This window comes from Novipirellula caenicola, assembly GCF_039545035.1.
In the GTDB taxonomy this organism is placed as follows: Bacteria; Planctomycetota; Planctomycetia; order Pirellulales; family Pirellulaceae; genus Novipirellula; species Novipirellula caenicola.
Genome location: NZ_BAABRO010000014.1, coordinates 79541 through 103735, shown reverse-complemented (window position 1 = coordinate 103735; position 24195 = coordinate 79541). Strand labels below are relative to the sequence as shown.

The following is a 24195-nucleotide window of genomic DNA, read 5'->3' as shown; positions in this document are numbered from 1 at the left end:
TGATTACTCAAAACCGCCAGAATAAAACCACTTGTTGGAAGACAGCTCGCAATAAAGTGCAGTTTGCCAAGAGTTTGTCCGTGCGTTGAGTCGGCTTTCCCATTCTTCGTGTAGATGTGTCTTAACTCCGCATGTTCCCGCGATGCGTTTAATGTTCTTGAGTCGAGGGATAATTCCCTCGATTTCAACAGCAGCATGCGACGAATACAGAACGCCCAATTCGAAAGTCTGGAAGTGTTTCTGAAGTCTCTTCTTCGCTATGCTCGTCCATTTATCCGGCGGGTCAGTCGAAAAGCGCACTGTGTACGGATCATCCTCTTTATGCGAAGCAACCAACCATCTGTCATCCTCGAAATTGTCGAAATACGGATGAATTGTTTGCTCGCTTGCTTTTCTGGGTACTTCGTCCGACTTTAGTTTGTTGCAGTCGATACAAGCTGGAATTAGGTTGATTGGTAACACCGAATAGATGGGAAACTCAGCTTTCGGTAGGTAGTGGTCCAACGTCCCAACGGTTCGCTGCCAACACAACGGGCACCGCCCGTGTGCCGGTGCATTCTTTAATCGGTCGTAGATATGCCTACCTGGCGATCCTTTCAAGGCGAATCGTGATGTGTAAACGCTTGTAAGTTCGTCTTTTTTTACATCGCCCGCACAGTGCATAGGTTTTAGCCTAAAGAGCTTGGTTGCTTCCGCTTTCTTGCGATACTCCGCTGCGGTTTTGGCAATCAGATATTCGATTTCTGACAAGCGATTTTTAAGGTCTTTGTCACGCACTTTGCTGATACACGTCCGAAAGACGTCAATCGCGTCGTCATCTGGAATTGCGAGCGTTGTCAACTTAATCTTCCTTAGAATCACGTAGAGCCGTTAAGGACATTGCGATTGCTCTCGCCTCACCACCAAGTGAATCATCAAATTTCCGAAGTATTGCCTTGTAACTAAGCCCTTTATCAACAGCTTCGCGAAGCATTTTGTGAAAACCAGAGTGCGTAACTTCGAGTCCGAAAACTTCACTTGTTAACACTCCTACATTCTCACCAAATGTTTCGCATTCCGGTCTTTCAGCTTTTAGGGCGAATCCAGTGCGTTGTAGCTTCCAAACACAGTTGCTTGGAACTTCCTGAAGGATAACTGGTGAGTGAGTCGCAATAATTGCGACGCCATTTTGATTAGTCAAAAGATCAGACAACGCTCGGATAAAAGCCGATAGAAGCGGAGGATGCAGATGCGCCTCTGGTTCGTCCAGTAAGATGAGTGTGCATTCACTGACAGTTTCAACGAGTCTCGTCATAGTCAATAAGACGATTTTGTGACCCGAACTTAGTTTTTCAAACAGTTTTTCGGCCAGACTCTTGAAAGACTCCTGGTCTTCGCTAAAAGTAGCGAGAGACGCGACATCTGCTTCTTTGAAGATTGGGTCTGCTTCAAGTGTTTGGAGTGCATTTTGCCAACGCTCCTGCCTTGCACCCGTCATGCATTCAAAGATCGCTTTGACAAATTCGTTTGTAAGCATCTGCGGACTCTTCGGACGACCTGAGTACTTCCCTCCAGTCGATCTCTTGAGCCCAATGTAACAATATTCAGTCTCACTCTCTTTTTCCTGCGCGTTCGTTGGTGGGATAAACGAATCGAAGGCACTGAATGAAACTGAAACTAAGTTTGCAAAGCTGTTTGAATATGAACCAAAGTCTTCATTGAATATAAATGCACCCGAAGATTTGCCAGATGAATTCCCAACAAGACAACTCGTCATTTGCGAGAGCGTGTGCGTCTTGCCAACGCCGTTTCTGCCAATCAATACGTGGATATTGCTCGGAGGATTTGATTCAGGAACTACATTAAATTGCAAAGCAACTGGCAATGGTCTGGTTCCTGCTCTCGTGGCGGGCGTGTATGCAAAATCGTATCTTGTAAGTCGGGCCCCTCCCTTTGTCATGCGGTGAAATTGGTTCCTTACAGTTGCAACTGGGATGGACCGAAGCAACGACCTAGTTGTGACTCTTTCTCGTTTTGCCCGATTAATTTCTGTGGGATTCAAGGCTAAGTCGTTCAAATCGATTAGAATTTTGGTCCGAACTTCTGGCTTGAGCGTGTTTAGATTTTCGTAATAACTTGCATCTTGACCAAGTGAAAAGAACCGTTTGTCAAGGCTGTCAAATTTCGAGCTGATATTGGGACGCCGTTGATCTTCTTTCATTCGGTATTGACCGATCTTGACGTCCCCAATTTGATGACGTTCTGATTTAGAATCGAAGACATACAATCCGTATTGAGTCGAAAACTCGAACCAGTCATCCCATGTGTCTTCTACAAGGTAAGCGTAATTAGGCTTTGGCTTGATGCCTTTGAATGAACTTATGACTTGATATTTCATTGCTAATTGCCTAACTACTTACTGCAAATTCCCATCGTTTTTCCCGGTTCACCGTTACGACGCAACTAGTCCGGCGTGGAGTCGACGCCCACGTCGATGTCGAGGTCTTCCACGTCCAGCTTGCCGGAGATCAGTTTGGGGAGCAGCAGGTCACGGGTCGTGCGGAGGTTTTCGTTCTTTCGGTGCAAGATTTCCCGCTCATCAAACATCTCGCCTACAATCTTGCCGAATGCTGCAACTATTTTTGCAGTGGGAAGGACCAACTCGAAATTCTGTATTGTTGATTTCGTTAGTGCTTCCCGTGTTGCTCCGCCCTGAGCAACCGAGAGGAGTTGCTTCTTGTGCCGGTCAGAGTTAATAGCGGTTAACACGTAAAATGGATCGGCAATTTCTTTGTCAGTACGAATGATCGCAACGTGTTGATTGACCCTTGCCGGAAGTAGGTGAAAAGGCACCATGCAGCAACGTGCGACGGACGCACCGGTGATGTTCAGCAGGATGTCGTGTTTCTCGACGGCAACATTGTCAAGTTGTGCAGCTTGGTCGTCGTCGATGAATGCCAGCCCGTTTTCTTGGAAGTTGTAGTCATACACATTCAAGCTGCGGATGAGAGTCATTCCGCTGTCCTTGTAAGCGTTTTTTCCGCCCCTCGGTGTCGCCCCACTACCGATCTTTGTCGTGATGTCCTTTAGCTTCGTTGGTTCCCATCCCTCAGGAATCTGGCCGAGTGGTGAATCGACGAGCTTGACGTTTTCGTGGCCGGGGAAGCGGAAGTTGACGAACCATTCCCGGTAAATCGCCTGAGCCATCTCTTCCAGAATGGCAATCCGACGAGTGTTGTTCTCAATCAGATCGTCGTACGCCGACAGGATCGAAGCGATCTTCCGTTGAATGCGAATGGGCGGAACAGGGACGGGTATGGTTGCGATCGACTGAGTATTCAGCACACCTTGTGCAGAGCCAGTCGTTAACGAACTGAGAAGCGACTGTCCAAAACCACTATTGAAGTAGAACCCCAGAAATGGGTTCGGTATCAAAGGTCGTGCGAATACAATGTTCGCACAGTTTAGTGAGCCAACGCCGTCCGGCACGACACAACAATCGCCACGGTTCGCTCCCACTCGCACGATTAGAATGTCCCCAGATTTAAGCTGGGACTTCTTTAGCTTGTCATGAAAAGGCTCGACGACGTGAGCAACGTTGGCCAACGTGAGTTTACCCGGACGCACATCTTGAGAACGGATAAACGGAATGCCATCAGGGGGTTCACAAAAGAACTCTGACGTTGGACCAACATGCCCGACCGACACTCGCTCACAGAGCGAGGACAAGCTCGTCCACGTCCACGACTCTGGCAGGTCGGGCAAATCCAAAGGCATCATCGGGACGGGCTTCTGAACTTTGCGGCCCGTTATCCCCTGCCGCAGTTCGTGACATGAATCAATGAATTCTTGCCCTGTCGCCATCACGTCGCCTCCTCCAACAACTTGGCGACGTTGTTCGCAATTCGCTCTTCCAGTTCCCCCGCTTCGCTGTTCAAAACCTCCAACTCTTCGTTCAGTTCTTCCAGTCGCTCGGCAAAGACAAAATCGTCTTCCTCACGATCCGCTACGCCGACATACCGACCGGGATTCAGACTCCAGCCCTGTTCTTCGATCTCCGCCAGCGTGGCGACTTTGCAAAGTCCCGCCACGTCCGCGTACTTCAGCTTCGGGAAGGTGGCTTTCAAATCCGGGTCGTCGCCGGGAATGTCTTCATCTTCACCCGCCACGAACTCCGGCTTCTCACCCCGATACAGCCGCACGATGTTGGCCAGATACTCGATCTGTTTGGGGCTGAACTTGCGGTGTGCCCGGTCCACCTGCCGAAACGTGTGCCGGGCGTCGATGAACAGCACTTGGTCCTTTCGCTTGGTCTTCGCTTTGCCTTTGTCAAAGAACCAGAGCGTGCAAGGGAGCGTCACCGTGTAGAAGAAGTTCGGACCAATGGCAACCATTACATCGACGGCGTGCGACTGGAGTAGTTGCTTGCGAATCTCCATCTCCGACTGGCGAGCATCGGTGGCAGAGTTCGCCATGACAAAACCGGCTCGGCCCGTGTCGCTGAGGCTGCTGTAAAACCGTTGGATCCAGAGGTAGTTAGCGTTGTCGGCCCGTGGCATCCCGAACGGGTAGCGGGGATCGTCTTTGATCTTCTCCTTATCCACCTTGTCCACGTTGAACGGGGGATTGGCCATCACGAAGTCGAATTTGCCGAGACTGTCGTGGGGGTCTTCGTAGTAGCTGTTCCCCAAGCGAATGTCGCCGGACAGCGAATGCACGGCGAGGTTCATCATGCACAGTTGCCGCGTCTCCCCGACTCGCTCCTGACCGTAGCAGGAGATTTCCACCGAGGGATTGTTCTGGTGGGCTTTGATGAACTCGGCACTCTGAGCGAACATACCGCCCGATCCACACGCCGGGTCGTAGATGCGTCCGTGGTACGGCTCGATGATCTCGACGATCAGCTTGACCAGCGAGGTCGGCGTGAAGAACTCACCACCCCGTTGTCCTTCGGCACGGGCGAAGTTGCCGAGGAAGTATTCGTAAATCTTGCCGAACGTGTCGCCTTCGGCATCCATCGCGATCTGCGAGAAGTTCTTCAGCAGCGAGACAAGAATGGCGTTGTCAATCTTGGTGTAGGTTCGCGGCAGGACGCCCTTGAGGTCGACGTTCTCGGCCTCGACCGCCTTCATCGCTTCGTTGATCGCCTTGCCAATGTTCTCCCCTTCCGGCAAGGAGAGCAGGTGCGAGAACCGAGCCTCCGGCGGCACGAACATCACGCCTTTGGCCTGATAGTCTTCCTTGCCGATCTTGCGGCGCCCGGTGCCTTTGCCCTTGAGTTCCTTTTCGGCGATCGTGAATCGATGATCGGCATATCGCAGGAAGATCAACCCAAGGACGGGGACCGCGTATTCCGAAGACTTGAGATTGGAGTTGGCACGAAATTCGTCGGCGGCCTCCCAAAGTCGTTTTTCGGTGTCGGTGTGGTTGTTTGCCATGTTATCTTGCTAGTTCCATCGGTCACACATTCCGCAATTCTGCGGGGCTTGTTGCCTAAATACAGCAAACAGTCTACGACCGGTGAAATCGACCAGCAAGCAGAGGGAGATACAAACGATGACATTCGGGCAAAGAGTGCGAGAACTACGTAAAATCCAGGGTTTCACACTTCGAGAGCTAGCGCCCGAGGCAGGAGTTAGCTATACATATTTGAGCAAAGTGGAAAACGAACGGCTCGATTTCGGAGAATATCCCTCCGAGGCACTGATTCGTCGCTTAGCATCGGCCCTGAAAGCCGATGAAGAGGAGCTAATGCTTTTGGCTGACAAAGTCCCAGCGTCGATCCGAAAGCGGTTACGCGAGCGTCCAGACGCCTTCCGCAGGCTCGCAGAACTCAACGACCAGACCCTGGATCAACTGATCGCCTCTTTGTGACCTCAATAGGCTATTCCCTACTAATGGGGACGGCAAAGGGAGCCTGATGCGGGCGTATTGCTTCCAGAAGCGTTGCGTTGAGTAACTCTAGTTCGATCGACTCGCCAGTTCTCTCGCCACCTCCATCAAGTTGTCGCGTGATGGTACGTCCAAACCTTTCCAGATGGCTAATAGCTCGTTCGATTTTTCGCCGTCCCCGTGCGTGAATGACACCGCCACGGACACCGCCGAGACGCCGGACTGCGTTTTTCCCCGTGTTTTAGGCGATTGTTCTACGCCTACTGGGCGTGCTCCCTGTTCCCTCGTCGTGCCGGTAGTGGCCTTCCGCTACCGAATTCACCCGCCCGGCGAAGCGGGGAGGGTCGGAAAACGAGCTTACCGCGAGTTTTCCGGGGAGGGCTTCGTGGCAGCTAGATTGAACCTTGTATCTTAAACACCCCGAGCAAGCTGTCGCTCGCGCGGACCTCGCCAAGACATGTTTGCGAATTAGCGAAACGCAGCGTCAATGTCGTTTCAAAACGTCGCCTGCGAGACCCGGCCGCTTACGCGTCGCGGCTCAGGACGCGACGAAAGTCTTGACGACTTCCGCTACCGATTTTATCCGCCCGGCGAAGCGGGGAGGGTCGGAAAACGAGCCTTCAGCAAGTTTTCCGGGGAGGGCTTCGTGGCGGCTAGATTGAACGTTGTATCTCAAACCCCGAGCAAGCTGTCGCTCGCGCGGACCTCGCCAAAACATGTTTGCGAATTAGGGAAACGCAGCGTCAATGTCGTTGCAAGGCGTCGCCTAAGAGACCCGGCCGCTTACGCGTCACGGCTCAGGACGCGACGAAAGTCTTGACGAATTCCGCTACCGAATTCACCCGCCCGGCGAAGCGGGGAGGGTCGGAAAACGAGCCTTCAGCAAGTTTTCCGGGGAGGGCTTCGTGGCGGCTAGTTTGAACGTTGTATCTTAAACCCCGAACTATCTGTCGCTCGCGCGGACCTCGCCATATCATGTTTGCGAATTAGGGAAACGCAGCGTCCATGTCGTTTCAAGGCGTCGCCTGCGAGACCCGGCCGCTTACGCGTCACGGCTCAGGACGCAACGAAAGTCTTGACGACTTCCGCTACCGAATTCACCCGCCCGGCGAAGCGGGGAGGGTCGGAAAACGAGCTTACCGCGAGTTTTCCGGGGAGGGCTTCGTGGCGGCTGGATTGAACGTTGTATCTTAAACACCCCGAGCTATCTGTCGCTCGCGCGGACCTCGCCATATCATGTTTGCGAATTTGGGAAACGCAGCGTCAATGTCGTTTCAAAACGTCGCCTGCGAGACCCGGCCGCTTACGCGTCACGGCTCAGGACGCATCGAAAGTCTTGACGACTTCCGCTACCGAATTCACCCGCCCGGCGAAGCGGGGAGGGTCGGAAAGCGAGCCTTCAGCAAGTTTTCCGGGGAGGGCTTCGTGGCGGCTGGATTGAACGTTGTATCTTAAACACCCCGAGCAAACTGTAGCTCGCGCGGACCTCGCCAAAAGATGTTCTCAAATTTGCGAAACGCAGCTTCAATGTCGTTTCAAGGCGTCGCCTGCGAGACCCGGCCGCTCACGCGTCACGGCTCAGGACGCAACGAAAGTCTTGACGACTTCCGCTACCGAATTCACCCGCCCGGCGAAGCGGGGAGGGTCGGAAAACGAGCCTTCAGCGAGTTTTCCGGGGAGGGCTTCGTGGCGGCTGGATTGAACGTTGTATCTTAAACACCCCGAGCTATCTGTCGCTCGCGCGGACCTCGCCATATCATGTTTGCGAATTTGGGAAACGCAGCGTCAATGTCGTTTCAAAACGTCGCCTGCGAGACCCGGCCGCTTACGCGTCGCGGCTCAGGACGCAACGAAAGTCTTGACGACTTCCGCTACCGAATTCACCCGCCCGGCGGAGCGGGGAGGGTCTGAAAACGAGCCTTCAGCGAGTTTTCCGGGGAGGGCTTCGTGGCGGCTAGTTTCAACGTTGTATCTCAAACCCCCGAGCAAGCTGTCGCTCCCGCGGACCTGGCCATATTATGTTTGCGAATTAGGGAAACGCAGCGTCAATGTCGTTTCAAGACGTCGCCTGCGAGACCCGGCCGCTTACGCGTCACGGCTCAGGACGCGACGAAAGTCTTGACGACTTCCGCTACCGAATTCACCCGCCCGGCGAAGCGGGGAGGGTCGGAAAATGAGCCTTCAGCGAGTTTTCCGGTGAGGGCTTCGTGGCGGCTAGATTGAACGTTGGATCTCAAACCCCCGAGCAAGCTGTCGCTCGCGCGGACCTCGCCAAAACAAGCTAGGAAGGAGAAAAACGCAGCGTCAACGTCGTTTCAAGACGTCACCTGCGAGACCCGGCCGCTTACGCGTCACGGCTCAGGACGCAACGAAAGTCTTGACGACTTCCGCTACCGAATTGCCTGCCCGGCGAAGCGTCAAGTTCCTGACTTCATCGCTGCGCACGGCCGGATTGCAGTAGGTGAAGCGGTTCGGCCAACCCGGTTTTGAACGCAGGCCACAATGCGGCCAAAACGCACAGCGTGATCGTCATGGCGAACCCGATCGACAACTGACCCCATGGGATCAAGAACGAAGGCGGCCCGGCAAACCATCCGCCGAATTGTGCCATGCCGACGCCACACCATCCCGCGATCAGTCCAAAGGTCAAACTCAGACAACAAGCCGCCAACGCGATCAGCAGGCTTTCTGCCAACACCAGCCGCATCAATTGCCCACGGGTAACGCCAATCGAACGCATCACGCCAAATTCCCAGGTGCGTGAACGAACCGATGCGATGATGGTGTTGACGATCGCCAGTGACATGATGGCTAACGTCACCAACGGCAGGTAGCTCATCCCCCAAATCATCCCGTCGGCTCGCATCTTGATCGCTCGCTCGACGTTCTCCGTCACAGTCATTCGAGCAAACGGCCGATAGGCTTTGACGTCGCCAACCGCGTCCGCAGTAAAAGTTTCTCCGCTGCGTCGCTCGGCAATCGCTTGGAACTGGCGTTCGACCGCGGCCAGCTTGGCTCCTGGCTCGAGGTTCACCCAAAAGAATTCACTGCGATTCAGATGAAAGTCGCGATGAACGTCACTGTAATTCGCAAACAACAGCGTTCCCGTGCGGACAAAGTGCCGACGCACTCCGGAAAACTTAGTCACCCATTGCCAACCGGGCAGCGAGACGACGCCCGCGATTCGATAGGCCACGCGTTCTGTTTCCGCCGCAGGCGGGATAAAGGTCACGACGTCGCCGAAATGCAGCCCGGTGGCCATCGAAAAATCTTCCGAAACGACGCAGCCTCGTCCACTGGCGATAGCTTCGATCGCCGCAGCTTTGTCACCCGCGACGAAGGTGACCGGTAACATTGGATTGGCGGTGGCAAATGCTTTATGCGGATCAAGCCCGCAGATGATTCCGTTGTCGCCAAACCGTAAACGGCTCGGCGGTTGGTCGTCACCCCAGTCGAATTGTGCTTGTTCGATCGCAAGTCGCATCACCTGGTCAGACTTTACCCCCTCGACTTTTGCGACCATGGGTTCATCTTCCGCTGCCAAACCAAGGGGATGAAACGCGACAATCGCGTCAGGCAACCAATCACCAGGAGTGAACGGGACCAACATGGAATAGCCCCAGGTTTGTGTCGAGGCATACAGCCCCAAGCCGACCGACAATGCCAGCGTCGCGCCGACGCTGCGCCATAGATTGCTGGACAATTGCGTCTTCAACATTCGCCCATCCAACCTGAGTATCATCGTGATGAAGCGGCCGAAGACGTGTTCCGATCCGACCACGATCGCGGGCGCTAGCAGGATCATGCCCAGTAGCAGCATCGGGTAAGTGACGAACGAATAACACCAACTTCGCCACGAGTCTGACATTGGCAATGCAAACACCGTGATCGGCGTCGCGGCCGACAGTGCGACTCCGATGATGTCCATCGTAACGCACCAACGATAGCGAGGCAGTTCCCTAAGCGTTGCCATCGCACCGAGTGGTTCGATTCGGATCGCACGCCACAACGGTAGGATCGCCGCGGCAAAGCCGCCGACCACCACCGTCAATCCGGTCAAACCGACCGTCGTCCACCCCAACACCGCTCCTGAGCTGAACAGTCCTGGCAAAATGCGGCTGCCCACCATCACCATCACCCCACCGGCAAACAACCCGCCGACCCAGCCGATCATTGCCAACAACACACATTCGACTGCGATGACGCCAGCAACCTGGATGCGGGTCAACGCGACCGCACGAAGCATTGCAAGCTCGCGAGCCCGCTCGGTCACCCCCATGCTGAGCGTCGAAAAGATGATAAAGATCGCGGCCAAGGTGGCCATCCCGGTGGCGGCCCAGGCCTGCGATTGCTGTCCCGACACCGAGCGACTCGAAGCCATCCCGCGACGCACCGCTTCGAAGTCAACCAATCGTAGCGGAGGATACTGCAAGGCCAATCTCTCGCTCCAAACCTCTCGAAATTGCGAGATCGTGACGGCATCACGCAAGGCGACTTGCAGCACCCGCGGATCCGCCGGATAACCATTGATCTTCTCTGCGATCTCGGGGCGAACGTAGATGGCATTGGTGGCGACGCCCATGCCAAATCCGCTGGGGATTCCGATTTGGTTCTGCGGATCGGGTTGCGTTCGGCTGGACGTCGCCGTGTCACGGGGCGGGCGTAACGATACCAATCCCGATTCCACCTCATCGGACTCGCTTCGCCCACGTTTGTTGCCATCACGTCCGCCGCCGAGCGCTGGCATCTCGGTAACTTGCTGGACAATGCCAACGACACGCAATCGCACTTGATTGCCAAACGTGGTGATTTGGACCTCGTCGCCGACCGACAGCTGCATCTCTTTGGCAACCTGTTTCGCGACCACCGCTGATTCGGTCTCGTGATCCGCCCCAAGCCACCGTCCGCTGGTCATTTCGTACGGCGATTCGGCTGCGGGCGTGCTGACGAGGGTCGGTCCGATCGGGGGTGCGCCATTGACCGGCGGCCGATCGCCGACCAACAACCCCAGCGACGTTTTGGCAACCTCGGCATCGGAGTCACGCGAAACCCGAGTCGCTGTCACTCGATAATTGCTGACCGGGTTCACTTCCAAAACACCCGCGTCCTGCTCGAGGGCTTTGATCAATTCACGATCAATCACGGTCGCAGGTGCCCCCGGCGGACCATCGCTGGCGATTACCAATACGTCGTAACGCCCGAGATACTTGTCGGCATTCTCATCAAAGTTCGAGACGAGCGCGTCGTAGCCGCTGACCACCCACACGACGGCGCAAGTCGCTGCGATCACGCCGAGTGCGGTGACGATCGCTCGACCAGGAGAACGTCGCATCGGTGCGACGACAAGTTTGACAATCAGCCGAAAACTGCTCATTCGGTTGCTTTTCGTATTGTGCGGTGCTTGAAAAAAAGTGCGTCGATATCGTGATCATGATCACTGCGTCGCAGGTTTCGCTTGCGAAACATCGCCGCTGGACACGACGATTACCGCGGCAATGCAAACGCCGGGCCGCGCCATCGATGACGGCTGGACTCCGTGTAAACGGCGTTCAATCCATCGCGCCGAGGCTGCCTCGCCGGTGAATTTACCACCGTGCCTGGCGAATCTTTCGTCGCTTGTTGATGCGTTCCCTTGCTGCGTCTATGTTCTCACGCTTCGCCAAACAAACCCCAACTATTTTCAGGTCGGTGGATCCATGAACCACGATTGCCAATCGGCTCCGTTGCTTGTCGAGCGCGTCTCAAAGACGTATCGTCAGAGTGCAGCGGAGGTGCATGCCCTTCGCGATGTCAGCCTCTGTGTCGAGTCCGGCAAATTCGTAGCCATCATGGGAGCAAGCGGTTCAGGCAAAAGCACCTTGCTGCATCTGATGAGCGGACTGACTCGGCCGACCAGCGGTTCCATTCGTATCGACGGCCAAGACCTTGCGTCGCTTTCGGATCGTCGCCTGACACACTTTCGTCGCCAGCGGATTGGGATCGTTTTTCAAGCATTCAACCTGATCCCGTCGCTCACCGCGTATGACAACATCCTGTTCCCACTGTACGCCGCCGGCATCAAATCCATCGATGACGCGGCGGTGTGTGAGTTGGCGGACCAGCTGGGGCTGTCCGACCGACTCGGCCAGCGACCCGATGCGCTTAGCGGCGGCGAACAGCAACGTGTCGCGATTGCCCGATCGCTGATCACAAATCCCGCCATCCTGTTTGCGGATGAACCGACCGGCAGTCTCGATTCTGTCACCGGCGAATCGCTTTGCAAGCTGCTGCGTGATTTGTGCGACCAACAGCAACGGACGATGGTCATCGTGACCCACGAGCCGAGCGTGGCGGTATGGGCCGACGAGGTTGTCGTATTGAAGGATGGGATGTTGGTTCAACGGTTTGCGACGAGTGGTCACGAGGATGCCCAGTCGTTGGCAGCCCACTACCAAGAAATCGTCCGTCAGCCACCCCTGCTGGTCGAAACAGGGGGCACTGTATAGACCAGAGACGAAACGACCGCCAATAAGTAAGTACGCAGGTGTTTTTCGGCGTGTTAGCCGTTTTGGCTAACGCGATGAAGGATTATGGAGTCGAGTCTTGCCAGGAGATCACAACCCGAACGCGTCAGTTTTGAAGTTACGCATATGTATTTAGGGGCAAAGCCCCGGAAGTTTACCTAGCCCAGCCCAACGGTCTGGGACCAGGAGTATTAATGAATGGTAGGGCTAACGCCCGGCCGCCGGCTCGGACTTAATGAGGACGGCTGGCAACCCGGGGAACGACTAAAAGTGCAACTTCAAAGCGTTCGCATCGGGTTGTGAAAAACGCTTCACCGCGTTGGCCACAGCGGCTAATGGGATCTCCCGTTTTAATTCCCATCGACCCGCTCCGCTGAATTCAACAGCAAAGTGTCGCCCGGCCAGGCTTAGCCCGGGGGCCCCCGTTTGAAACAAAATTTTTGAACCGCTTCAACACATCCCCACTTGAACTTCCGCGAATCGGCCGCTACCGTACTGAGAATGATTCGCATTAGCAGCAGATCATTTCGACGAAGCAAGCGATGGGCATTGAATGCTCGCTAGCCAGCCACGGTCGATCCATCCCTGAGAAACGCGTTGCCATGGTGGCAATCCAGACGGTTTTCAGGGCCGATCCTTCACACGTGAGCCATTGGGCTGGAGAAATTTCATGTTATTTCGCTCTCAACGTCACTCGATCCACCGCATCGATATGCAGGCCAATCGTTTCCAGCGCCGCGGATCGCATCCCGCCTCTTCGATCCCCAAACGGGATGCGTTCACACTTGTCGAGCTGTTGGTGGTGATCGCGATCATTGGCGTATTGGTCGGGCTGCTATTGCCTGCGGTTCAAGCCGCTCGCGAAGCCGCACGTTCGATGCAGTGCAGCAACAACTTGAAACAGATTGGGCTGGGGCTGCACAACTACGCGTCCACCTACAACGGTGTGTTTCCGAACAACGGCTACTCGTGGCCCAATGGCTATCCAAGCGATTACTCGCCGTTTGCTAAAGTGCTGCCGTTCCTCGAGCAAGCGAGCTTGCAAGATTTGATCGATTTCGACATCTACATGGGGCACCCAGCGGTGGCCGACTTGCCAGCGGGACTTCACGAAGCGGCCAGCACCCGTGTGCCGACCTACGAATGCCCCAGCGACATCAATGCGACTGAGCATGGATTGACGATGCCCTCGGGTGCATCGATTCAGATCGCCGGCACCAGCTATGCAATGAATCAAGGCAGCGGACTCGATGGCATCTTTCACCCAGGCAACGGTACAAAGTCAGACGGATTGTGCTGGATCGATGCCAAGGTGGGATTCCGAGACATCTTGGATGGAACCAGCAACACGATCGTGTTCGCTGAAACGCTGATGGGCGGTGGGATTGATCAAGCCACTGCGACTCCGCTGATGGATCCCGACTTTTACCGCGCAGCCACATCGGCGGCGGACACCACCGTGGCGGAGCTTTCTGATTCGGGAAACATCGCCGACGTGCAAAGCTACATCACCGCATGGAACGGCGACCGGAATCATTATTGGCTGCGAGGCAGCGTTCCCAACGGACCGGTCATTAACGGCCGGTTGAGTCCCAATAGTCCAATCCCAGATATGGTCCGCGGTTCGTCAAAGATCACGGCCGCTCGCAGCAACCACACCGGATTGGTGAAGGTTTGTTTGGCCGATGGCAGCGTTCGCACCGTCACCGATTCCATCGATCGCACCGTCTGGCACGCCAGCTGGACGCGCTATGGCCGCGAAGTCAAAACGGTTTCCTCGGAATGAATATCGCAACAACGGATCGACCGCCTACGGACGTGGTGCTGAAGCAGCCACCTCGCAAGAAACGAAGCCGACGCTCAGCGTGGCTGCGGTTGCTGATCCATTCGCATTGGATGAGTTCGGCCATCAGCTTGGTCGGGATGGTGTTGTTCGCCATCACCGGCATCACGCTGAATCACGCCTCGCAGATTGAAACCGAGCCGAAGATCCGAAACGAATTGTTAGAGCTGCCACCGCGATTGCAATCCATCCTTCGCGCTGTCCCGGATACCGAATTAGCCGCGTCGGAATCTGCAGTGCTTCCCGCTGAAGTCGCCGATTGGTTGAGCGATCGGTTCACGGTGTCCGTCGCTAACCGCGAGGCCGAGTGGTCCGGCGACGAGGTTTACCTTTCGATGCAGGGCCCGGGATCGGACGCATGGATCGCGATCGATCGCGACAGCGGCGAAGTCGAGTTTCAATCGACCAGCCGTGGATGGATCGCCTACTTCAACGATTTACACAAGGGCCGGCATACCGGCACGGCTTGGATGTGGTTTTTGGACGTGTTTGCGATCGCGACGCTGGTGTTCTGTATCACCGGCTTGCTGTTGTTGTATGAACGCGCTGGAAACCGCCGGTCGACTTGGCCGCTGGTCGCGTTTGGTTTGATTGCCCCTTGGATTCTGATCCTGTTGTTCATTCACTGAGAATTTCGATGAAGCCCCGATACTTGTTCTTCCGTCTGACTGTCGCCGTGATGCTCGTCATCCTACTGCTGGCCGTACAATTGCTTGTCGGCGTGGACGCCGTAACCGCCAGCGAACCAGATTCGGCCAAGCTTGAAGTCCGCGTCCAGATTCCGCAGCTGAGTGTGTCCGAGTACCACCGCCCCTACGTTGCCGTGTGGGTTCAAGATAGCCAACGCAACGTCGCGGCGAATCTAGCCGTGTGGTACCAGATCAAAGGCAAACAAGAAGGCGAGGGCACAAAGTGGCTTCCCGATCTGCGTCAATGGTGGCGACGTTCCGGCCGCAGCCTTGAAATGCCCGTCGATGGCGTGTGCGGGGCAACCCGTCCAGCCGGAGAGCACACGCTGCAGTTCTCTGGAGACGACAATCGATTGGCCTCGCTAAAACCAGGCGACTACGAGCTTGTCGTCGAAGCGGCCCGCGAAGTGGGAGGACGTGAACTGCTGCAAATCCCATTCACATGGCCTGTCGAATCTCGGTTCCAAAAGAGCGTCACTGGCGAAACCGAGCTTGGTGAAGTGTCACTCACGATCCATCCGTAGCCGCAAGAAATTACAAACCACTCAGGAAACGAATGAGGCCTCCCCGAATTTGCGTGGCTTGTGTCAATTCCGTTCTAAGTCCGATTCCTTAGCCCAAGTCCTCAGTGCGAGTTCAAGCTCGCAGAACAAAATCTGCCCTCACCTTCTTTGGAGAAACCAAAATGTTCCGTTTGTTGCTTTCGACCGCGTTCATCCTCACGCTGGCGGTGCCCAGTTTCGCGCATAAAGTCTGGCTGCGTCCTTCGCAAACCGTATTGTCTGGTGCCGAACCATGGGTCACTGTCGACGCAGCCGTTTCGAACGACCTGTTCTATTTCAATCACTTCCCATTGAAGCTTGATGGACTGGTCATCACCGCTCCCGATGGACAAACGGTACAAAGCCAAAATCAATCGGTGGGCAAGTATCGCAGTGTTTTCGACTTGCCGCTGACGCAACAAGGCACGTATCGAATTGCGGTGGTCAATCACGGTGCGTTTGCCAGTTATGAACAAGCGGGCGAGCGTCATCGGTTGCGAGGCAGCGCGGCATCGATCGACAAGGAACTTCCGGCCGACGCCACGAATGTGCAAATCACCGAAAGCCTCGGACGCATTGAAACGTTTGTCACCAATGGCGCTCCTTCGACCGAGTCATTGCAACCGACGGGAAAAGGCATCGAATTAATCCCGATCACCCATCCCAATGATCTGTTCACGGGAGAAGAAGCGAAGTTTCGCTTGTTGGTCAATGGAAAACCGGTGAAGGGTTTGGCGATCGAAGTGATTCGCGGCGAGACACGCTACCGCAATTCGCAGGACGAGCAGCAACTATCGACCGATGCTAACGGTGAATTCACCGTGACGTGGTCCGAACCGGGAATGTATTGGCTGGAAACCAGCACCACCGACGAGCAAACGAGCATCCCCCGCGCGAAAACACGTCGGCTGAGCTACGCGGCCACGCTCGAGGTTTTGCCCGAGTAAGCATCCCCGTTCGGCAAATCCCAAAAAGCCGCGTCCGTCGCTTCAGAAACCACTTGCCGCCGAGGCAACACGGCAAGTGGCCCGGGGCTGGATTGCATAAACGAGCAGACGGGAACTTGCGATGATAGCTGCCTCTTCGATCTGCAGATCCGAAGATCGGTTCGGATGGTGTGAAAGCGTCCTTCCCTTTCAGTCGTTACAGGGGGCGGCAATGGTTAACGGTTTGTTGAATTAATGAGCCGTGACGCGTCAGCGGCCGGGTCCCGCGCACGCCCCGGTGCCTCACGGCCCACCATTGCGAATTACCTTTGGATTAAATCAACAAGCCGTTGAGCTATTTTTCATCCGGCGAGAATGCGTTTCGCGGTCCTCGCACGTATTGCGAAGTTCGATTCGGGCCTGGGAGGCTCGCTTGCGGCTCGCGTTGATCTACTTGACTAGCTTGGTCGACTCGCCTTCAAGCGGTTCGATTGGGACGCACTCCATCACGTAGCCTTCGGCGGCGGGCCAGCAGTTCGACATCGTGGCGACGGCCCGCAAATCGCGTCCGTTCGTTGTCGGCCAATACGATTATGGTGTTGTCGGCTTTGGCGGTTCGTGATCATTTCAATTAAACATGTCAAATTCACAGTGGCTCGTGTGCAGCTTGGGGTGGACCTTGATCCAAGTACGTTTATCGGGCTCGTAGATCGCCTTGTAACCGGGCGTAACCGGTTGCAATCCAGCATCGAAGCGGCACGAATCGTCTGCGTGTCGGTAGTTTCGCAACTGAAATGCCGCCAGCCTTCAACTGTGATCTGAGCCGCCCAGCACGCCTGCGCGTTTTGGATGCATCAATTGGATGGTCCGGCCGAAACAGACAAACGTGTTGGTCTGCACCGACTATGGATGCCGGTTGGTTGACTCTCATCCAAAAGCGATCCGGGGCTGGGAATCAAATACAGCAGCCATCCGGAGAATTTCGCCGCGTCATCATGTGGCAACATTGCCACAAACTGTTGACACAGAGTATTGCCCCGGCAATAATCGCACCTTCGCAAGTCCTCAGCAAACGGTGAGAACACCCTATTGCGACACTCATTGCGGGAGCAACCGGCGATAATTGCCTCGTTATGCGGTCGATGCGCAGCATGCACGCACGGCAAAACTCTACACAGTCCCAGGAACCAGTCGCGATGTTACGAGTTGCTCAATTGTCCGCAATCGTGTTGGCACTCTACGTTGGTACCGCACACGGATTAACCGTCGACGAAGTCGTTACCCCGCAATATGTTAACAACCACAAGGATACGATCTCTGTCAGCGCAACTCCCTCTGATGACCTTATTGAATTCTCGGTAACGCTCATACTAAAAGACTATCAGTATGCCGTATTGAATACGGTCGTCAGCGACGGAAAACGCACGCTGTCCAAGAACCACACAAGTGTCTTCTCTAGGATCCCTAAGGCTACTTTTCGCCTCTCCGTTCCGCGAGACTTGGTCGCAACGTCAACGTTTTCGGTTGCAGCTTGCACATTTGTTCAAAGGGAGAATGGAATGCGAACTCCTATTCCGGGAACAATCAACTACATGATTCAAATCCAAGAGTTCGTTCCACGCCTAAGTCCCGATAGACAGTAACGCATAACCATGTGATGGTACGGCGTGTCGGTGGTCGCCGAATTTACATGGTCGGTCAACTGCCGACACCAGCACATCACAACCGTCATCCGACTGGCCCCCGCAAACCGACGTCTGTTTACTTAACTCAAAAATTGAAAAGCCGAAGAGGATAACAATGGAAGGGATATTCGCCGTCGCTGGCTTCATTGCATTTGTCGTGATTGTGCTTCCGCTATTGTTCAAGTTAAAACGCAAGTACATCGAGAAGGCCATCAGGCAATACAACGAAATCAATGGAACCACGGTGACTGTTGAAAAGACGGGGATGCCACCACTCAAATACTGGTTAAAAAATCGCAAAGGCGATTGCTGGGCTCGCGTTATCTTTCCCGACGGATCAAGAAAATGGGCTCGTCTCCGCGGTGGCTTGTACACGGGCAATCAGCCGCTGACGTTTCTGGATGCCTAAACCTGATGCAGTCCTGACACCCGAGGTCAATCCAAAACGGTTGGATCAAAGGTCTGTGCAGACGGAACACGGCAGGCCCATGCTACTTCAGCTCCATTCGCTAGCCCGACGCTTCGGTGATGCCGAACGTGGGTTGTGCTGACTCATGCTCCCTCTCGAAATGGAAAAACCGCTAATGGTTTGCCATTAGTCTCGATCGGAGAATTGGGATCCGCCCGGTTCGTTCTGGGTTCACCATTTTTCTAGAATTTCCACTAGCAACGGCTCGGTTTCTCCCGCCGCAGTTTCCGCGTCGGGAGGTCATCGTCGGCCAGTTCGATGACGACATCCGCTACGTCTGAGAATGACCGTGCCAGCGTTGCCAGGAGCGTTCGGCTAAGCCGAGTGACATCGTCATGCCTGCGCCGCCAGTGCCGACGAACACATGGACGCCTTCGTCGGGTTGCGATTCAAATACTGGCAACGTCGGATGCTTGGCGTACACGCCGTGCCAGCGTTGGCAAACGGTCCAATGCGGCAGACAAATCAACTTGCGTAACTCGCGAAGCATCAACTCGTCGATCTCGCGTTTGTCAAACGGCGTGATCGCGTCACCGTATTCGTGCGAATCGCCCATGATGATCCGTCCCGAGCGAAACGGAGATGCCATCACGTGGATCCCATAGCGATCCAGTTCGGGATGGTTCGTGGCGATTCGGTCTTGCAGTGCCGCAAGCGAATGACACTGGGTGAACGACGCGTAGTGCCGCAGCGTCAATCCGCCCGCGAGGTGCGGCGACATCCTCGAGATCGGTTCCTGTTGGACTTTCATCATCTGCAATTTGCAAAGTTTAAGATCGGCTTCCGCCAAACACTTGGGGTACAGCGTTTGCAAATCGCTGCCACTACAAACCACGATGCGGTCCGCAACCCATCGATCGCCAGCCGAACTGAGTAGATGTCCCTCTTTGACATGGGTGATGGTGGTGCCGAAATGGCACTCGGCTCGCCCGCTGGCTTGCAACCACGCCGCGATCCGAGCGGATGCCGTTCGCGGATCCACCCGCAGTTCAGTCGGGCTGTACATCCCGCCCAGCAAACCGTCACTGTTGACGATTCCGGCACGTTTGAGCACCTCGGCCGGTTTTAACATTTGCACTTGATGCGTTCCCAGCTCGCTGAATTCTTCGAGGACATCCAGTTCATCGTGGTGCTTGGCCACGTGGATCGAGCCACACGGTTCGAGATCAAGCACCCCTTGTTGCTGCAGTTCGAGCCACAGTTCACGCGAACGAAGGGCCAGCTCGTACCATTCGCCTGCGGGTTGTCCAATCGGCCAAATCATGCCGAAGTTGCGAACCGAAGCCGCCTGGGCAACATGAGACCGTTCAAACAAAGCGACACTCAAACCGCGACGCGATGCTGCAATCGCATGAGCCAACCCCGCGATCCCAGCGCCAATGACGGCGACATCAAACTGTTTTGTCATGATCGGTTCCTAAGCATCAAAGTGGAATCGTTCGCTGCAGCGTCGGTGAACACGCGGCGGAAATACTGGTAAGCGATGGCCAAGGCCACCATGGATGCGGCGGCGACGATCGTGAGCGTCACCGTGAAAAACGACAACGCCGCTCCGGATTGCTGCATCGATTCGTGCAGCGTTGTTTGCATGATCATCACGACCGCATAGCCGAGGTATCCCATCGCGTCGGCAAAGTACATCAGGAACCCTAGATTGCTGGGTAGTTTCGACGATGCAATCAAACGCTCGAACACCGTGGTGTGAAAGGCGACGTAGGGGATGTATAGCCCCACACCGCAGGCGACCATGAACACGAAGGGAGACAACATCCCGCCGCTTTGTCCCAAAGCCGAGGCGACCAGCAATGCAAACGCGATACCCATCCCAACAAGCGTGATTCGCATCGCAACCACGTTGTTGCGAAACGTGATGGCCAGTGCGTTCAGCGCGGTCACCAACAGCGCGACCGCAATTTCGCAGCTGGCAAAAACCGAGGGGGTTTCGTTAACGCCCATGTCTCGCCAAATTTCGACCGCAAAGTCGTCTCGAATGGTGCGGACAATCGTCAAGACGACATAGACAAAGACCAAGCACGCCAATCCCGGCCAATACTTGACCAGAAAGTCGCGTCGGTCGGTTCGATTCATCGATTTGCGTTCTTGCCGCAACCGACGATCCTCGTCACTTGGCGGTGGCGTTTTTTGAAGCGCCCACACGGCCACCAACAACGGTGGAAAGAAGATCAATCCGACCATCATCGGCATTTGGAATTCGCTGATTCCATAGTCTTGAATCAGCCATCGGCCAACCGATTTCACGACGCCCGAAGCGATAATAAAACTGGCGCACAACGCCGCCGATAACGCTTCGGTTTGTTTGCGTCCTTCCAAATAGCCCAGCACCAGCCCGAACACCATCCCCAGCGGCAATCCGTTTAGAAACAGTGATATCGGTTTGATCTCCGGCGGCAGGAACGCGAAACCGACAAGCGACAGCTCGGCGAATGCGATCAGCCCGATGATGGTGATCGTGCGATATTCGCTTCGCATTTCTGAGACAACTTTGATGCCAATGAATTTCGACAACATGTATCCGAGCAACTGCGACACCACCAGCGTGGTTTTCAGCCCGAGTCCGTACACCGTTTGCCCTTCGAATGTCCCCGCGGTGAACGGTTTGCGAAACGCGTACATGCAAAAATAGACACTGAACGCCGCACAAGCGGCCACGCACAATCGAGCTCGAGGACTCCAATCGGTCCAAGAGTGGCTGGAGATTGGTGCTTCGGAAAAGGATTCAAAATCCGACGTCGTTTGCTTCATCACGTGCCGCTGCGTCTAGACAAACCGACCGTGACGACTCGTACCGAGAGCGTCGAACAAGAAGCGGCCAGGGAAAGGGCACGTTTGTCGCACGGTAACGTTAGCAACACCGTGTCGCTACGATTAAGTTTCCGTGAAAACGCATGCGGACTGTGTTGATCTAATGAGCCGATGGTGGGTAGGCGGGGATTGCGTGGATCACCCGGGCGATAAAAGGGTTGATCGTCTAGGTTGGCGGTTGGACAGCTGGCACGAGTTCAAATCGTGGCAGTCTGCGGTCGGATTGAAAAAGTTAAATTGACAATTGTAAATTGAAAAATGAGGTTGCCCCCGGCTTCGCCGGGAACGTGGATCCCGTAGCGGAAGTCGTCAACGGCTTGTTGTTTTAGTCGTACGATGGACTTCCTAGTCCGTCGAATCCACCATTGACGGACTAGGAAGTCCATCCTACACCCTTTGCCGCAGGAACCTTCACTAAATCAACAAGTCGTCAAGACTTTCGTTGCGATATGAGCCGCGACGCCTAAGCGGCCGGGTCTCGCAGGCTACGTCTTGCAAACGACTTGGTTGCCGCGACTGCGTCCTCGAAACATGTTTGAAGCGGTCTCTGCAAGCGGAACGAGGTCGTTGGTAAGTCGCCGGAGTGTTGCGTTGGAACGTTCGACTTAGCCACCACGATGCCCTTCCCGGAAAACTCGCTGAAGGCTCCTTTTCCGACCCTCCCAGCGAAGCTGGGAGGGTGAATTCGGTAGCGGAAGTCGTCAAGACTTTCGTCGTTCCATGAGCCGCGACGCGTAAGCGGCCGGGTCTCGCGCAGGCTACGCCTTGCACCCGACTTGGTTGCCGCGACTGCGTCTTCGAAACATGTTTGAAGCGGGCTCTGCAAGCGGAACGAGGTTGTTGGTTAGTCGCCGGGGTATTGAGCTGGAGCGTTCGACTTAGCCGCCGCGATGCCCTCCCCGGAAAACTCGCTGAAGGCTCCTTTTCCGACCCTCCCGGCTTCGCTGGGAGGGTGAATTCGGTAGCGGAAGTCGTCAAGACTTTCGTTGCGTCCTGAGCCGTGACGCGTAAGCGGCCGGGTCTCGTGCGGCTACGCCTTGCACACGCCTTCGGTGCCGTGACTTGCGTCCTCGAAACTTGTTTGAAGCGGGCTCTGCAAGCAGAACCGCGTCGCTGATAAGTCACCGGGGTGTTGAGCTGGAGCGTTAAATTTAGCTACGACGATGCCCTCCCCGGAAAACTCGCTGAAGGCTCCTTTTCCGACCCTCCCGGCTTCGCTGGGAGGGTGAATTTCGTAGCGGAAGTCGTCAAGACTTTCGTCGCGTTCTGAGCCTCGACGCGTAAGCGGCCGGGTCTCGCACGGCTACGCCTTGCACACGCCTTCGGTGCCGCGACGGCGTCCTCGAAACTTGTTTGAAGTGGGCATTGCAAGCGGAGCCGCGTCGTTGGTAAGCCGCCGGAGTGTTGCGTTGGAGCGTTCGACTTAGCTGCCACGATGCCCTCCCCGGAAAACTCGCTGAAGGCTCCTTTTCCGACCCTCCCTGCGAAGCTGGGAGGGTGATGTGTTTGGCGAATGCGTACCACGCCTCGTTGGGTTAGTGACACCTGACGCCGCAAAAACGCGTTCTACAACTTCCCGGCGTAGGCGTCTCTGAGAATTTGCACGGTGTGGCGGACTTGCACCGACGATCCGGCTGCCGCGAGATGCGATTGCAGCTGCGTCATGCATCCAATATTGCCGGTCGCCACCAAGTCGGGCTCGGTGCTTAGCAAGTGACGGACCTTGTCTTCGCCGAGTGATTTGGCGATCTCGGGTTGGTCGACGTTGTACGTTCCGGCGGAACCGCAACATAAATGCGATTCAGGAATCTCGAGCAACTCGACCGCTGGGATACGGCTCAGTAGTTCGCGTGGTTGCATGCGAACCGATTGGGCGTTCGCTAGATGGCATGCATCGTGATACGCGACTCGCAACAACTCACTTCGCGGGGGCATCGCGGTTGGATCGCCTAGTTCCGCCAACACGACCGAGACGTCTTTGACTTTACTGACAAAGGCTGCCGCCGCGGCTTCGTATTGTGTCCCTTTCAAAATCAGACCGTATTCGTGCATCCCCGACCCGCATCCTGCGGCGTTTGTCACGATCGCGTCGACATCGTCGGGAAAGGCATTCAGGTTGGCGATCGCAAACCGTTTGGCTTGCTTCCAATTTCCGACGTGCCAACTGAGTGCCCCGCAACACGTTTGCGATGTCGGCACAACCACTTCGATACCACTGCGTGTCAGTACGTCGATGGTTGCCGAATTGATGTCCGGCGCAAGAACCGATTGGGCGCAGCCGGATAACAAGGCTACTCGAGCACGACGTTTTCCGATCGCGGGATTCGTCGCCGCCCACGTTTGTCGCGGTGGTAATCGGTCGGGCAACAAGTTCAACATCGCACCGATGGAACGAGGCAAGAACGGAGCGAGCGGCCGAGCAAGGCGGCCCATTTTCGCGGCGATCCGAAACCGCCGCGGGTACGGCAGCGTCGAACTGGTCATCATGCGTGTGATCCGGTCGATCAGTGATCGCTTTCGCACTGGTTCCATCGTTGCCCGATACGGACTGATCAAATCACGATAGGGGACACCGGACGGACACGCGGGTTCACAGGCCAAACAGCCGAGACAACGATCGATATGCAGCGAAGCTTCGTCGACCGACAAATTGCCTTCGAGCACATCTTTCATCAACACAATTCGGCCCCGCGGCGAATCCGGCTCTTGCCCTAATTGATCATAGGTGGGGCAGGCTGCCAAGCAAAATCCGCAATGCACACACGTACTCACCGCCGAGGCCATCTCGTCGCCTAGCGGACCGAGTTTCGAAATGGGAATTTTGTGTTGCATACGTTTGATTCA

15 protein-coding genes are annotated in these 24195 nt (G+C 55.5%); 7 read left to right on the top strand and 8 right to left on the bottom strand.

The annotated features are described in order from the left end of the window. Window positions 1–3: 3 nt before the first annotated feature. The 4 genes from ABEA92_RS23050 to ABEA92_RS23035 all read right to left on the bottom strand — a co-directional run bounded on the left by ABEA92_RS23050 (window position 4) and on the right by ABEA92_RS23035 (window position 5417). Complete coding sequence (locus ABEA92_RS23050; RefSeq protein WP_345686633.1) at window positions 4–840, bottom strand: HNH endonuclease; 837 nt, start codon at window positions 838–840, stop codon at window positions 4–6. A 1-nt stretch (window position 841) separates the two neighbouring features. After that, complete coding sequence (locus ABEA92_RS23045; protein ID WP_345686631.1) at window positions 842–2377, bottom strand: AAA family ATPase; 1536 nt, start codon at window positions 2375–2377, stop codon at window positions 842–844. A 65-nt stretch (window positions 2378–2442) separates the two neighbouring features. Beyond that, window positions 2443–3843: a restriction endonuclease subunit S gene (locus ABEA92_RS23040; protein ID WP_345686629.1), complete on the bottom strand. Its 1401-nt coding sequence runs from the start codon at window positions 3841–3843 to the stop codon at window positions 2443–2445. Further along, entirely contained in the window at window positions 3843–5417 is a 1575-nt protein-coding gene (locus ABEA92_RS23035; protein WP_345686627.1) for a type I restriction-modification system subunit M, read from the bottom strand. The genes ABEA92_RS23040 and ABEA92_RS23035 overlap by 1 nt, the downstream gene beginning before the upstream one ends. Before the next feature lie 118 nt (window positions 5418–5535). Between ABEA92_RS23035 and ABEA92_RS23030 the strand changes: the two genes are divergently transcribed. Beyond that, window positions 5536–5853, top strand: a complete 318-nt coding sequence (locus ABEA92_RS23030; RefSeq protein ID WP_345686625.1) for a helix-turn-helix domain-containing protein — start codon at window positions 5536–5538, stop codon at window positions 5851–5853. A gap of 2449 nt (window positions 5854–8302) precedes the next feature. On the opposite strand, the gene ABEA92_RS23025 is transcribed toward ABEA92_RS23030, so the two are convergent. Then, window positions 8303–11245: an ABC transporter permease gene (locus ABEA92_RS23025; protein ID WP_345686623.1), complete on the bottom strand. Its 2943-nt coding sequence runs from the start codon at window positions 11243–11245 to the stop codon at window positions 8303–8305. A gap of 322 nt (window positions 11246–11567) precedes the next feature. Between ABEA92_RS23025 and ABEA92_RS23020 the strand changes: the two genes are divergently transcribed. The 6 genes from ABEA92_RS23020 to ABEA92_RS22995 all read left to right on the top strand — a co-directional run bounded on the left by ABEA92_RS23020 (window position 11568) and on the right by ABEA92_RS22995 (window position 18468). Then, entirely contained in the window at window positions 11568–12356 is a 789-nt protein-coding gene (locus ABEA92_RS23020) for an ABC transporter ATP-binding protein (RefSeq protein WP_345686743.1), read from the top strand. A gap of 730 nt (window positions 12357–13086) precedes the next feature. Continuing rightward, on the top strand, window positions 13087–14160 hold the full coding sequence (locus tag ABEA92_RS23015; RefSeq protein WP_425572484.1) for a DUF1559 family PulG-like putative transporter: 1074 nt from the start codon (window positions 13087–13089) through the stop codon (window positions 14158–14160). After that, window positions 14157–14846, top strand: coding sequence for a PepSY-associated TM helix domain-containing protein (locus tag ABEA92_RS23010; protein WP_345686619.1), 690 nt, complete (start codon window positions 14157–14159; stop codon window positions 14844–14846). Before ABEA92_RS23015 ends, ABEA92_RS23010 begins: the two co-directional genes overlap by 4 nt. Before the next feature lie 8 nt (window positions 14847–14854). Further along, window positions 14855–15430, top strand: a complete 576-nt coding sequence (locus tag ABEA92_RS23005) for a DUF2271 domain-containing protein (RefSeq protein WP_345686617.1) — start codon at window positions 14855–14857, stop codon at window positions 15428–15430. A gap of 161 nt (window positions 15431–15591) precedes the next feature. After that, window positions 15592–16395 (top strand): DUF4198 domain-containing protein, encoded by an 804-nt coding sequence (locus ABEA92_RS23000; RefSeq protein ID WP_345686615.1) that lies wholly within the window; start codon window positions 15592–15594, stop codon window positions 16393–16395. 1779 nt (window positions 16396–18174) lie between these two features. Further along, entirely contained in the window at window positions 18175–18468 is a 294-nt protein-coding gene (locus tag ABEA92_RS22995; protein WP_345686613.1) for a hypothetical protein, read from the top strand. Between the two features lie 331 nt (window positions 18469–18799). Here ABEA92_RS22995 and ABEA92_RS22990 read toward each other — a convergent pair whose 3' ends face one another. The 3 genes from ABEA92_RS22990 to glcF form a co-directional block, all read right to left on the bottom strand. After that, on the bottom strand, window positions 18800–19936 hold the full coding sequence (locus ABEA92_RS22990) for a TIGR03364 family FAD-dependent oxidoreductase (RefSeq protein ID WP_345686611.1): 1137 nt from the start codon (window positions 19934–19936) through the stop codon (window positions 18800–18802). Further along, on the bottom strand, window positions 19933–21291 hold the full coding sequence (locus ABEA92_RS22985; protein WP_345686610.1) for a DUF5690 family protein: 1359 nt from the start codon (window positions 21289–21291) through the stop codon (window positions 19933–19935). Before ABEA92_RS22985 ends, ABEA92_RS22990 begins: the two co-directional genes overlap by 4 nt. A gap of 1626 nt (window positions 21292–22917) precedes the next feature. After that, entirely contained in the window at window positions 22918–24183 is a 1266-nt protein-coding gene (gene glcF / locus ABEA92_RS22980; protein ID WP_345686608.1) for a glycolate oxidase subunit GlcF, read from the bottom strand. Window positions 24184–24195: the final 12 nt, after the last annotated feature.

What these genes read in the sequence shown, in the direction of transcription:
- ABEA92_RS22985 (WP_345686610.1), bottom strand. Translation starts at nt 21,291, where the DNA reads ATGAAGCAAACGACGTCGGATTTTGAATCCTTTTCCGAAGCACCAATC.
- ABEA92_RS22990 (WP_345686611.1), bottom strand. Translation starts at nt 19,936, where the DNA reads ATGACAAAACAGTTTGATGTCGCCGTCATTGGCGCTGGGATCGCGGGG.
- ABEA92_RS22995 (WP_345686613.1), top strand. Translation starts at nt 18,175, where the DNA reads ATGGAAGGGATATTCGCCGTCGCTGGCTTCATTGCATTTGTCGTGATT.
- glcF (WP_345686608.1), bottom strand. Translation starts at nt 24,183, where the DNA reads ATGCAACACAAAATTCCCATTTCGAAACTCGGTCCGCTAGGCGACGAG.
- ABEA92_RS23005 (WP_345686617.1), top strand. Translation starts at nt 14,855, where the DNA reads ATGAAGCCCCGATACTTGTTCTTCCGTCTGACTGTCGCCGTGATGCTC.
- ABEA92_RS23040 (WP_345686629.1), bottom strand. Translation starts at nt 3,843, where the DNA reads ATGGCGACAGGGCAAGAATTCATTGATTCATGTCACGAACTGCGGCAG.
- ABEA92_RS23030 (WP_345686625.1), top strand. Translation starts at nt 5,536, where the DNA reads ATGACATTCGGGCAAAGAGTGCGAGAACTACGTAAAATCCAGGGTTTC.
- ABEA92_RS23020 (WP_345686743.1), top strand. Translation starts at nt 11,568, where the DNA reads ATGAACCACGATTGCCAATCGGCTCCGTTGCTTGTCGAGCGCGTCTCA.
- ABEA92_RS23010 (WP_345686619.1), top strand. Translation starts at nt 14,157, where the DNA reads ATGAATATCGCAACAACGGATCGACCGCCTACGGACGTGGTGCTGAAG.
- ABEA92_RS23015 (WP_425572484.1), top strand. Translation starts at nt 13,087, where the DNA reads ATGCAGGCCAATCGTTTCCAGCGCCGCGGATCGCATCCCGCCTCTTCG.
- ABEA92_RS23025 (WP_345686623.1), bottom strand. Translation starts at nt 11,245, where the DNA reads ATGAGCAGTTTTCGGCTGATTGTCAAACTTGTCGTCGCACCGATGCGA.
- ABEA92_RS23035 (WP_345686627.1), bottom strand. Translation starts at nt 5,417, where the DNA reads ATGGCAAACAACCACACCGACACCGAAAAACGACTTTGGGAGGCCGCC.
- ABEA92_RS23000 (WP_345686615.1), top strand. Translation starts at nt 15,592, where the DNA reads ATGTTCCGTTTGTTGCTTTCGACCGCGTTCATCCTCACGCTGGCGGTG.
- ABEA92_RS23045 (WP_345686631.1), bottom strand. Translation starts at nt 2,377, where the DNA reads ATGAAATATCAAGTCATAAGTTCATTCAAAGGCATCAAGCCAAAGCCT.